The sequence below is a fragment of the Prevotella sp. tc2-28 genome, from assembly GCF_900107705.1.
In the GTDB taxonomy this organism is placed as follows: Bacteria; Bacteroidota; Bacteroidia; order Bacteroidales; family Bacteroidaceae; genus Prevotella.
On record NZ_FNRE01000009.1, the window covers coordinates 163,725 to 176,568 of the forward strand.

The following is a 12,844-nucleotide window of genomic DNA, read 5'->3' on the forward strand; positions in this document are numbered from 1 at the left end:
TTTAGTCTTTAGTGATAGAAACGATGGCGACAGGACGGAGGTTAATGCCTGTAAGATAATTGGCAGAGCCAGTTGCGCCAGTGGCCAGATTGTACTGACAATAATTCCCGTTGTTATTCTTATAGAGGTAGATTCCGGCTGCAGGTGTAGGAGTCACGTCGTTCCGTGCTGCTGCAAAGGCATCCATCTGCGCCTTGGTCGGCACCGTCCAGTCGCTTATGCCGTCCACACCAAGGCTGGCCAGGGCCGACTCGGCATCGCTGGCACTCGTCACCGCCCTTTCGTTGGGCGAAAGCAGCATAACCTCAGCCGACTTTCCATCATTTTCCACCGTCACGGCAAGCACGTAGCATCCTTGGTACGTGTCACCGACCGATGGGAAGTCCTGCGTATCACCACCATTATCCCCACCGTTATTGTCGTTCCCCGACACACTACTGCCGTCCTCGTCAAACGTAAAGCTAATCGTCCTTTCCCCAAGCCACGTTGCGCCTGTAATGGTTCCTGTCAGGTTGACGCCCACGGCCTCGGTATAGGTACCGTCGATATTGATCTTATACCCCGCCTCCAACTGGTCGCTACACGAATAGGTATAGGTTTTCGTTGTGCCGCCCACGGTGATGTTCACGCTCACGCTGGCGGGCTGACTGCTTGGTGGCAGCAGATAGGCACTGCCGCTGTTCTTCCACGTCCTCCCGTCCTCTTGGCGAGTCAGCGCAATGGTGCTGCTGCCGTTCGTCGTGCTGTACGTCCCGCCGATGGTCAGGCTCTGCCATAGCGGGGCAATAGTCACCGTGACAGCCGTAGCCGCCGAGGCATTATCCTCCCCAACGTCGAGCGTTCTCTCACACGCCGTCAGCCCCAGCACCGCCAGGACTGACGCAAAAAATACAATTTTCTTCATAGTAATAATAAATTTGAATTGATTCGGGACTATTCCCGATTACAAAAAACAGCAAAGTTACAAAACAACCAAGCAATAAGTCCTTTGCAAATCTAAAATGTAGGCATCGAAGTGAAAGTCTGAACAAATGTTCATGCCTTCAGTTCAATTTTCACTATTCAAGACCATGATTTTATCAAAAAGAATATGCACCGCCATTTATGTAGCCATCAACGAGCGGTTTGGCCCGTTGTACCCGTGAAAACTCGCTTTTATAAGCAATCCAATGCCAAAAATAACAAATAATACCTTGAATTTGGAAGATTTTCCATAAAATAAATGTTCTTTTGGAAAGTTTTACTACCTTTGCACCATAATTGCAATAATTTATGGAAAAAAATGCTCTATTGAATCACGAAGTCGTAATGGCTTCTTCCGACAAGACAACCAACAACTTCATTACGAAGATGAAGAAAGAAGGCCGTCTTGTCAAGATTGCCACGAAGATATACACTACCAATCTCAACGACACCCCAGAGAACATCATCCGCAGAAATCTCTTCTTTATCCTTGGCGAACTCTACCCCGATGCCGTCATGAGTCATCGTAGTGCCTTCGAGTGCCGCCCCACTAACGACGGACACATCTACCTCACCTATAATTACACGAAGAAAGTATCGTTGCCAGGCATTACCATCCATCTGCTTGAAGGTCAGAAAGCCCTTCCCGCCGATTATCCTTTCATGGGAGGTCTGCACATGTCTTGCAGTGCCAGGGCCTATCTTGAAAACCTACAGACAGGCTATAGCCGCGATGGCGTTTCCAAGTGTCTGCCACAGGACGTTATCGAAGAGAAACTGGATAAAGTCTTGCAGACCAATGGTGAGGACGAACTGAACAAGTTGCGCGACACAGCCCGCGAGATAGCCGGACAGCTCGACATGGCCGACGAGTTCAAGAAACTGGACTCCATCATCGGGGCCATCCTTTCCACAAAGCCCTCGAAGATTCTCACTTCCTCGGTTGCCGAAGCCCGTGCCTTGGGAGAGCCGTTCGACAGTCAGCGACTGAAGCTCTTTAGCATTCTGATGGCCGCACTCAACGAGCGTGAGTTTGAGAATTTCCCTGAGCCGAATGAGACGGATGCCGCCTACAACAACTTCGCCTTCTTTGAGAGTTATTTCTCCAACTATATCGAGGGAACAGAGTTCGAGGTGGAGGATGCCCGACAGATTATCGAGACCCGTACCCCGATGCCTGCCCGCAACGCCGACAGTCACGACGTGCTGGGCACATATTACATCGTTTCCAACCGAAAGGAAATGGCCATCACGCCCACCTCGCCCGACCACCTGCTTGACATCCTCCAGCATCGTCACCGAGTGATGATGTCTGCCCGTCCAGAAGCCAATCCCGGCATGTTCAAGACACAGAACAACCGCGCTGGCGAAACCCATTTCGTCGATTTCCAACAGGTTCGCGGAACACTGAAGAAAGGCTTCGAGGTCTATAGCGCCTTGCGTCACCCCTTTGCCCGTGCCCTCTTCATGCTCTTTATGATTAGCGAGGTTCACCCGTTCTCCGACGGTAACGGACGCATCTCCCGCATCATGATGAATGCCGAACTGACAGCCGCCGGACAGTCGAAGGTCATTATTCCCACCGTATTCCGCACCGACTATCTCAGTGCACTGCGCCAACTCACCCGAAAGGACAACCCCGAAAAGCTGATCAATGCCATCCAGCGTGTACGGCTGTTCAGCTACAATCTCCGTGGAGATAACTTTGAGGAAATGCGCGACTACATGGAACGCTGCAACGCTTTCAAGGAAGAAGATGAATATATATTACGCTTTTAACTTATGGAACAGAAATTCGGGAAAAACAGCATTGACATCAAGGTGCTGCGTGAGTTTTGCGAGCGCGAGGGCAAGATGGTGGAGTACCGCAAGGGCGAACAGCTGGAGCGCGAAGGTGACCCCGCACGGTGGTTCGGCTTCGTCACCGAGGGGTGCTTCAAATACGTGACATACGGCATCAGCGACAACAAGGAGCACATCACATGGTTCTCGTTCGAGGGCGAGTTTGCGGGCGACTATCCCGCCTGTCTCGACGGTGGCCCAGCGCTGACCACGATCGAGGCGATGGTACCCACCCGCATCATCCGTGTGAGCGGCGAACAGCTGGTGAAGCGGTTCAGTCAGGATAAGAAGTCGATGGATCTGCGCTGCCTCGTTGCCGAGCACCTGCTCAGTCAGGCCCGTGCCCGCTACACCGACCTCCACCGCGCCACGCCCCTCGAACGCTACGAGTTGCTGCTCCGCCGCTGCCCAGGCATCGCCCGCCATCTTCCCCTGAATGCCATCGCCTCGTTCCTCTGCGTCACTCCCCAACAGTTGTCACGCATCCGCAAGGCCGTCACGTTTAGCAGTATAACTGAATAAAACAAAGAGCAATATGGCACAGATAGACGATTTCTTTATGTACGAGAACCGCGTGGAGGGCATCACCGATGCCGACTACCAGCGGGTACAGCCCTATGTGGAGGCGGCGCAGGCTTTCGCGCAGACCACCTACCAGAGCATCTACATCATCGACTACTACCGCAAGAACTTCCTCTACGTGTCGGACAATCCGCTCTTCCTCTGCGGACACACTGCCGACGAGGTACGCCAGATGGGCTACGGTTTCTACCTGAGCCACGTGCCCGAGGACGAGGTGCCGATGCTCACCGAACTGAACCGCTCCGGCTTCCGCGCCTTCTACGACGAGCCCGTGGAGAACCGCCGCCAGTGCATGATGTCCTACGACTTCCACATCACCCACGGTGACCGTCTGCTGCTTGTCAACCACAAGATTACGCCCCTTGCCATGACCCCGGAAGGCCGCGTCTGGCTCGCCCTCTGCACCGTCTCGCTCTCGCCCCACAAGGAGTCCGGACACATCGAGTTCTTCCAATTCCATACGGGCGAGAAGCGCGAGTACTCATTGGAGGCCCACCGATGGAAGAGCCGCGAGACCATCACCCTGAAGCCTGAGGAGAAGCAGATCCTGACACTCTCAGCCCAGGGCTATACTATGAAGGAGATAGCCGAGAAGATGCTCCGCTCGTTCGACACCGTGAAGTTCTACCGCCGCCAGATTTTCGAGAAGCTCGATGTTCAGAACATCACCGAAGCCCTCGCCCTTGCTACCAATTACGGCCTCGTCTAAGCCGTCATCCCCACGATTTTAACATATTTTGTTACCCAAATGGGTAATTTTTCATCCCCGCGATGCAGAATTACCCATTTGGGTAGTGGACTTATTGAAATCTATTGCAACCTTTGCGGTGTAAAAGTACGTCTATCGAATAAAAATGTCAAACGTAATAAAATCGCAAGGATTATGAAAAGGATTGTATTAGTTTCAATGATGTGCCTCGTGGCAATCGCCTCGACAGCACAGGGCATCAGCGGACGGGTGATTGACGAGCAAGCCCAGCCGATGCCATTTGCCAATGTCGTGCTCGTCAGCCGTGCCGACTCCGCTTTCATTGCGGGAGTCGTGACCAAGGACGACGGAACTTTCAGCATCAGCACCGACAAACAAGACGGTCTGCTGAAAGTGACGAGCGTGGGATATACGACAAAGTTTCTCGACGCACGGACGGGCAATGTGGGCGACATCCAGATGCAGCCCGACACACAGATGCTGGGCGAGGTCGTGGTGAAAGGCTCACGTCCTCTGGTGAAAATGAAGGATGACGCACTCGTGACCACCGTTGAGGGCAGTTATCTTTCCAAGACAGGAACAGCGGGCGACGTTCTGGGCAAGATTCCCGGCGTCATCAGCAACCATGGTGGCGTGGAAGTGCTGGGCCGTGGCACTCCGCTCATCTACATCAACGGACGGCAGATGCGCAACCAGAGCGAACTCGACCAACTGAGCAGCGACCAAATCAAGGATGTGGAGGTGGTGATGACTCCCGGTGCCAAATACGACGCCACCGTCAAGGCCGTCATCCGCATCAAGACCATCCGTCCCGTCGGCGAGGGTTTCAGTTTCAACAGCCGCACGGTGGCGGGCGTGAACCACTACGTCTATGGTCTGGAGGAACTGAACCTGAATTACCGCACGGGCGGACTTGACATCTTCGGTATGGCCGAATACGAGAACCGCCGCAGCCGTCAGACCAACGACAGCCGACAGGACACCTACCTGCAGAGCCACTATCAGCAGAACAGTCTGATGCACTACTACAACAAGAACCAAATGTTGGCCGGGAAACTCGGATTCAACTACATGCTCAACGACAAACATTCCATCGGCATGACCTACACCGTGACCTCACGCCCCAACAGACAGACGAGCGACTACTTCACGACCATGCTCATAGGCCAGCAGACTGACGACCAAATTACAGGCCGTGGCAAGGTGGACGGCGACGACATCCAGCACATCATCAGCGGCTACTATGCCGGACAGACGGGCAAATGGTCGCTCGATGCCAATGCTGACGTGCTGCTACAGAAACAGAACTCCGACAACCTAACCTTTGAGGATGCCACACAGGGCGACAACCGCACCGTGACCACCCGCAACGACGTGAAGAACCGCCTCTATGCCGCCAAATTCGTGGCAGGCCACCCACTTTGGAAAGGCAAGCTGGAAATTGGTGCCGAGGGCAGTTACGTTCACCGTACCGACGTGTTCGGCAACGTGGAAAACATCATTAGTGCCAGCGACACGAAGATTGAGGAAAACAGCACGGCGGCCTTCGTCCAACTGATGCAGCGTCTGAACAAACTGATGCTCATAGCCGGACTGCGCTACGAATTCCTCGACAGCCGTTACTACGAGGGCGGCGTGAAGATGGGCGACGAGAGCCGTACCTACAGCGACCTCTTCCCCTCGTTGATGTTGATGTACCCCTTGAAGAACGTGCGTGCCCGGCTCTCGTATTCACGCAACATTAACCGCCCCGCATTCAGCCAACTCAGCGGCAACGTCAAGTACATCAACCGTTACACTTACGAGAGCGGCAACCCCTACTTGAAACCTTCGTACCGCGACAACCTCTCGCTAGCACTCAATTACAAATGGCTGACGGGAATGATTGACTATGCCCGCGTTCACGACTACATCATCACCTCCTATTCATCCTACAAGGACGATCCGACCATCGCCCTGCTGCGTAAGGACAATGCCCGTAGCTACGACAACCTTTCCCTGATGGTATCGGTTGCACCCACCTTCGGCAAGTATCATCCGCAGTTGATGGTGGCCACGCAGATGCAGAACCTCGAAGTGCAATACCGTGGCGAGACCAAGAAGATGAACAGCCCGATGACCATCGTTCGCTTCAATAATGCCATCAACTTGCCCTTCGACTCATGGCTCAATGCCGATTTCTCGTGGCGTTCGGCTGGCGATACCGAGAACATACACCTCGCACAGTCGTGGCAGTTCGACATCAGCCTCTACAAAGCCTTCTGGAACGACCGCCTTACCGTCAAACTGGCCTGCACCGACCTCTTTGGCAGCATCCGCCAGAAAGCGACCATCTACAGCGACATCCGCGAAATCTATCTTGACAAGCGCCTCGACACCCGCAACCTCGAACTCACCGTACGCTATAACTTCAACCCAGCCAAGAGCAAGTATCGCGGACAAGGTGCCGGTAACGATGTCAAGAGCCGCTTCTGATATGGAACTTATTCATCATTTCATAGATTTGAGTTGGGCCGTGGTGGGCATTTGTGAGAATCCCCACCAGCCCCTTTCGTCCTGCATCCCCAGCATCGACAAGGACGAGGCCACAGCCGTGGAGCATTACGTCATCGGCTACATGGCCTTCTGGCACATCGCCTTTGTCGATGAAGAACGCCTCGTGCCCTGCAACGACGATGCCCTGCGCAACGATGCCCGACAGAAGATAGACCGCTACATCGCCGACCATCCACCCGTCGAGACCTTCCCCCGCTTCTACCTCGTCCTCCTCCGTCAGCCGATAGCCCCGATGGAGGCCGACGGCATGAGCCGCGTGTACCAGATGTAACCCTTCGAAATGTAACTAACCCCTGAACATTTGTTCAGACTTTCACCTCGGCAGACACTTTTTAGGTCTCGCCATGAACGCTTTCGTTGGAAATTTAGTAACTTTGCAGCCAAACAACCACTGACGATGGAACAGAAATTCGGAAAAAACAGTATTGACATTGAGGCGCTGCGCGAGTTTTGCGAGCGCGAGGGCAAGGAGGTGACTTACCGTAAGGGCGATCAGCTGGAGCGCGAGGGCGACCCCGCACGATGGTTCGGCTTCGTCACCGAAGGGTACTTCAAGTATGTAACGTATGGCATCAGTGATGATAGGGAGCATATCACATGGTTCTCGTTCGAGGGCGAGTTTGCGGGCGACTATCCCAACTGCCTCGACGGTCGTCCTGCTCAGACTACGATCAAGGCGATGATGCCCAGCCGCATGCTCCGTGTGAGCGGCGAACAGCTAATGGACTTTTTCCGTCAAGACGCTGAAAAGATGGAGTTACGCAGTGTCATAGCTGAGCATCTACTCAGTCAGGCCCGCGCCTGCTACATCGACCTCCACCGCGCCACAGCCCGCGAGCGCTATGAGTTGCTGCTGCAGCGTTGTCCCGGTATTGTTGAGCATCTTGCCTTGCAAGACCTCGCCTCGTTCCTCTGCATCACCCCGCAGATGCTTTCCAAAATTCGCAAAAAAATCTCTTTCGGAGCACAAAAATAGCATTTTTACAAAAATTCACTGAAACTAGTTTCAGAGTTTCACCCCCGGCATCCGATTTTCGGTCTTGTCGGGGGCTTTTTCGTGGGACTTTCTGTAACTTTGTGGCTCGGAATGACTCTCGGAGGCGGTTACAGCATGACGTGAATGCCCCGAACGGGATATTTCCGCGAAAACGTAGAATAGGTCATCATGGGGTCGGTTCTTCTGATCATTTTTCAAATTAAGTGAAATGCGAATGAGACAAGTAATAAAGCATAGAGATATCAGACTCCTGAATATGATCAGGAGAACCGACCCCGTGATTCCCCATTGTTTCTGACCCCGCGTGCATGCTTTTAGCAACCACATCGAATGATGAACCAAAGGGCCTTTCTTGTCAATTGATGGTCTGAAATAGTTTGCAAATAGTTTGCAAAGGCAGATTTTTGCTCATTCCCTGAGAGTTTTTCGTATTTATTGCCTAACTTTGCAGGCCATGAGGGAAACGAAGATTATCATAATAGTCCTGATATTGGCATTCTCAATGGTGAGTTGTCACCAGACGGGACATGACTACTATTATCATGAACTCGAAAAGATAGATCATCGTCAGAACAGAGAGCTGGCAAGGAAAGAGGTTGCAGCCATCAGTGGAGAGATTGTCCGACAATCGGAAGATCTTAGGATGTATCACCTTCTGCTCGTAGCTGAGATGAGCGAGGAGGTGAAACCTAATCGTAATATCGACACCGCTCGCAAACTGATAGACTATTATGAAGAATCGGGCGATAAGATGAAACTGTTACGCAGTTATATTGTTGCGGGCACAATCTATGCCAACTGCAGCGACAGTCCCAAGGCGCTTAGCTATTTCTACAAGGCAGAAGACATGCTGGCCGAGAGAAAAGATTTGGAGTTGAGAAACAAACTCTATGGTAAGATGGCGAAACTACAGTTGCGGCATAATATGCCAGAGGCCGCGAGGGTACATGCCAAACTGGTTTTTAACTATTGCCGGCAGCAGAACGACACGGCAGGCATGATGGAAGCATTACTGTTTATCAGCGCCACATATCATAACTTGCCAGAGGAAATTACTCATCTCCAAAAAGCGAACAAACTTGCGAAGGAGTTTGGGCAAGACAGTTTGCAGAACTCAATCCAGTTCGCTTTGGCCACATACTTTGTAGAAAGAGGCCACTATCTTACGGCTAAACCCCTGGCAGTGTCGTTAAGAGAAAGGATGCCTGCAAGCGAACAACATAAGTTGAATGCCCTGCTCTGCCAGATTTACTATCAAACGGGACAGCCCGACTCTGCCTGTTATTATGGAGAGAAAGTGATGGAAAACGGCAACTCCGTGAGTAAGCGCGATGCCCACAAGATTCTTGCTTATATCGATATTCTCAGAGGGCAGAGGAATGAAGCCGTGAGGCATTTGGACCAATATATAGAGTTGGATGACGAACTGAAGCACATCGCCAACAGCGAGGCCATAGCACAGGCTGATGCTTTCTACCACAACCAGAAGCAGGAACAGGAGAACGAGAAACTAAGGGCTGATAATGATAAAAAGTACTATATTATTGTATTAGGTATGGCATTGTTGGTGGTTTTGACAGCACTTTATGTTACCTATATTTATCGCCATCGCCGCCGTCAGGAACTGATGGAGATGCGCATAGAGCATCTGGAACAGCTGAAGCGCGACTATGCCAAGGCTGACGTGGATGCGCTGAAACAGGCCGTTGAGACATTAGAATCCACCAGTATATGGCAGCGACTTGCCACCCTTTCAGATAACGATCATCCATCGGATGAAGACTGGCAAAAGCTATCAGAAACTGTCAACCAAACCTACGAAGGCTTCTCTACGCGACTGATGCGGCTCTGCCATCCTTCTCCCCACGAGTATCATGTCTGTCTCCTGCTGAAGGCAGGTTTCGAGCCCGTACGTATTGCTACACTTACCTTTCGCAGCAAGTCTGCTGTCTCTACCGTTCGCAGTCGTCTATACGAAAAGACATTTGGCAAAAAAGGCAGTGCCAAAGATTGGGATGAGGTAATCCGCACCCTTTAAATACCAAATGCAAACTTAATGCAAACTCCGATAGTATCAGGCTATCGAACTTTTTCTGTACCTTTGCCGCCAAAATAATTGCGATATGAAAAAGATTATCTTGTTATTACTGATGACAATGCTATTCATGGCAGGAGTTGATGCACAGCAAAATAATAAGAAAGTGAAAGCGGCTGAGTCGAAGCTGGATGAAACCATTCTTTCAGTGACTTATGATGTTTTTTATCAAAAGTTCGAAGAAGAGCCAAAGATCGAGAAAGACCTTATGCGCTTGGATATTGGAGAGCACTCATCGCAATATGTTAGCGTAAGACTAGAATATGTTTCCAAGCATAAGAATGATATTATTGCAAAGAAAATCAAGATTCCTTATGAAGGTTATACAACATTGCGGGATGAAGTTTATAAGAATACTCCCAAAAGTGGCTATATACAGTTTGTTCACATGCCGGGCTGGGTTTCTTGTCGTGACAAGATAGACAGGTTGTTTGAATGGAAATTATTAGAAGGAGATTCCGTTGTTTGTGAATACCCTTGTCATAAGGCTGTTACCACATTCAGAGGCCGGACATGGACTGTATGGTATACACTTGATTTGCCATACAGCGATGGTCCGTGGAAATTCTGTGGTTTACCAGGATTAGTTCTTCATGCTTACGATTCAGATGGTTGTTTTCGCTTCAACTGCATCGGTATCGAGAAAGGTGACGGACACGAAATCAGGATGAAGACGCCGAGTGCTGGTATCATTGAAACCTATATGCCAGAACGTGTTGCAGAGATCATGATGTTGGAGTATTGGGATCCTTCCGCTCATCTATCTCAAATGACAGGCATGCCGGCAAAGGTTACAAGAATGTGGAATCCTCAGGGGAATGAAGTTAAGATAGTTCCTAAGACGCGAATTCTATATGAGAAGTTTCCTGGTGTCAATGTCAAGAAGAAATATTCACAGAAGAAAAGATCTACTAAAAAGAAAAAATGAAGCGCTTGCTGCTATACCTTATTATATTAGTCTCTCTCGTTGGTAGGGCGCAGACCTTCACAGGGCGGGTGACAGACAAGAGCGGGAAACCGCTTGTGTCTGCCTCCGTCGTGGCAAAAGGGGATGGCGGCTCTGTCGTTGCATTTGCAAGGGCTAGGCAGGATGGACATTTCTCGCTGACCATTCCACAAGGGAAAGAAGCAAAGAGTATTGAGTTTCTGATGATGGGTTTTGGCAAGGTGGTTATTCCGCTTAAAGACTATAAGAACGGTCAGACCATCAAGATGCAAGAACAGACCATTGCCTTAAAGGAAGTAAAAGTAACGCCACAGCGCATCCGCGAACAAGGTGATACGCTAACTTATTCAGTAGCAGGATTCATGCAGAAGCAAGACCGTTCGATTGCAGATGTCATAGCGAAAATGCCGGGATTGGAAGTTCTCCCATCAGGTACTATCAGGTATCAGGGCAAGGCTATCAACAAGTTTTATATAGAAGGAATGGACTTGCTGGGTGGTAAGTATGCTATGGCGAGTGAAAACCTTTCAGCCGACAAAGTGAAGAGCGTACAGGTATATGAGAATCATCAACCCGTGAAAGTTTTCAAAGATATAAAGTTCTCTGAACAGGCAGCACTCAATCTGGTACTGAAAGACGAAGCCAAGAATGTATGGCAAGGAGTGGTGGATGTGGCTACGGGTTATGGTGACGAGTGGCTGCGAGATGGTAGGTTATTGGAAATGGTGTTTGGACGCAAGAAACAGAGCATTTCGATGGTGAAGGCCAACAATACTGGTAAAGATATAGAGCATGAAGTGACAGACCTGACACAATCCGACAAGACTGCCCCTACAGAGGACGGTATATTGGAAAATATTAGTCTGGGGGCACCAAGTCTCGATGCGCGTCGCAGCAAGTTCAACGATACCTATATTGCTGCCACTAACTGGCTATTCAAGACTAAGAAGGATGATGACCTGAAGTTGCACTTTACTGGCCTTTATGACCGTAACCAACAGAAACAGGACAGAAAGACTGTCTATCTTGATGCCGACTCAGCCGTTATCACCGAAGAGCAAACGGCAAAAAGTACCCGTAGCGAGTGGCAGGCAGAACTGCTCTATAAGGCCAATCGCGACAATCATTATCTGTCGAACACACTAAAAGGCTATATTGACTTTAAAAAGAGTGAGGGACTTTCTATGCTAAACGGGTGCCCGACGCCCCAGCGGGTTGAGCCTCGCAAACGATACATCGTGGATAACTTCGAACTCATCAACAAACTGAAGAATGGGCAAAGTTATTCCGTCACATCATTATTTAGTTATAGTTATCTGCCAGGCACGTTACTACTAACCAATGATAGCACTCAACAAATCACTCAACAAATGCTATATTGGAATGCATACGCCTATTATCAACATAGCATCAAGCAGGTAAAAGTAACATGGCAGGCTGGCTTTGAAACCAAAACGCAATGGATGACACTAAACGGTAAAGACCGCTACAGTGAATACCAGCCATACGTGGAGCCATCACTCAGTTATCGTGAAGGGGCGTGGAGCATCAGCCTGAACGGACGGCTTAACTGGTTAATACGTCAGTATCATGAAACTCATAGCCAGGATCTTCTGGTAGAGCCGCGCCTTTTCATCCGCTACAGTCTGACTTCCAAACTTGACATCAGCGGCAGTTATAGTTACCGATGGACTCCCAGCGACATCACCACTATCACCTGTCAGCCTTATTACACCGATTACATCTCTTGTCAGCAAGGCTCAGGACAGTTTGAAAACACTACGGGACAAATGGCAAGTTTAGGATTAGGCTATCGTAACGTGATGACAGGAATGTTCTGCAGGCTCACTTCTGGGTACAGCAATCTGCGTGATGCCGTTATCTATCATAGCCAACTTGTGAATAATGTCTATATTCGTCAGGCTACCGATTTCCGTCAGGACCGGGAGACCTTTAGCCTTTCTGGCAGTTTGGGCAAATCCATCTTTTGGGCAAAGCTCAGTATAACACTGAACGGAAGTTACTCATGGACCAATTACGACCTGCTGATCAATCACTCTCTTGCCCGTCAGCATACCCGCAACGGCAGAGCCTCGCTGCGGTTCTCATTGAAGCCTACTCGCTGGCTCTCCATAGAGGAAGAGTCTGCTTACC

General features: G+C 50.3%; 10 protein-coding genes. 9 read left to right on the forward strand and 1 reads right to left on the reverse strand.

What is annotated here, in order from left to right; all coding sequences use genetic code 11:
* Window position 1: 1 nt before the first annotated feature.
* Entirely contained in the window at window positions 2–904 is a 903-nt protein-coding gene (locus BLU47_RS09610) for a fimbrillin family protein (protein ID WP_143025526.1), read from the reverse strand.
* Between the two features lie 368 nt (window positions 905–1,272).
* Between BLU47_RS09610 and BLU47_RS09615 the strand changes: the two genes are divergently transcribed.
* From BLU47_RS09615 to BLU47_RS09655, 9 genes are all read left to right on the forward strand, one after another.
* Complete coding sequence (locus BLU47_RS09615; protein ID WP_091961752.1) at window positions 1,273–2,742, forward strand: Fic family protein; 1,470 nt, start codon at window positions 1,273–1,275, stop codon at window positions 2,740–2,742.
* A gap of 3 nt (window positions 2,743–2,745) precedes the next feature.
* Window positions 2,746–3,327, forward strand: coding sequence for a Crp/Fnr family transcriptional regulator (locus BLU47_RS09620; protein WP_091961755.1), 582 nt, complete (start codon window positions 2,746–2,748; stop codon window positions 3,325–3,327).
* Window positions 3,328–3,340: 13 nt separating this feature from the next.
* Entirely contained in the window at window positions 3,341–4,096 is a 756-nt protein-coding gene (locus BLU47_RS09625) for a helix-turn-helix transcriptional regulator (RefSeq protein ID WP_091961758.1), read from the forward strand.
* 174 nt (window positions 4,097–4,270) lie between these two features.
* The gene (locus BLU47_RS09630; protein WP_091961760.1) at window positions 4,271–6,571 is read left to right on the forward strand and encodes a TonB-dependent receptor domain-containing protein; all 2,301 of its coding nucleotides are present in this window, start codon (window positions 4,271–4,273) and stop codon (window positions 6,569–6,571) included.
* Window position 6,572: 1 nt separating this feature from the next.
* Window positions 6,573–6,923 (forward strand): hypothetical protein, encoded by a 351-nt coding sequence (locus tag BLU47_RS09635; RefSeq protein WP_091961763.1) that lies wholly within the window; start codon window positions 6,573–6,575, stop codon window positions 6,921–6,923.
* Window positions 6,924–7,049: 126 nt separating this feature from the next.
* Window positions 7,050–7,628 (forward strand): Crp/Fnr family transcriptional regulator, encoded by a 579-nt coding sequence (locus tag BLU47_RS09640; protein WP_091961765.1) that lies wholly within the window; start codon window positions 7,050–7,052, stop codon window positions 7,626–7,628.
* Window positions 7,629–8,103: 475 nt separating this feature from the next.
* Window positions 8,104–9,687, forward strand: a complete 1,584-nt coding sequence (locus BLU47_RS09645) for an ATP-binding protein (RefSeq protein WP_091961768.1) — start codon at window positions 8,104–8,106, stop codon at window positions 9,685–9,687.
* An 85-nt stretch (window positions 9,688–9,772) separates the two neighbouring features.
* Window positions 9,773–10,672, forward strand: coding sequence for a GLPGLI family protein (locus BLU47_RS09650; RefSeq protein WP_091961770.1), 900 nt, complete (start codon window positions 9,773–9,775; stop codon window positions 10,670–10,672).
* Window positions 10,669–12,844 (forward strand): TonB-dependent receptor (locus tag BLU47_RS09655; RefSeq protein ID WP_091961773.1); only part of this gene is annotated, 2,176 nt, incomplete at its 3' end. The genes BLU47_RS09650 and BLU47_RS09655, both read left to right, overlap by 4 nt.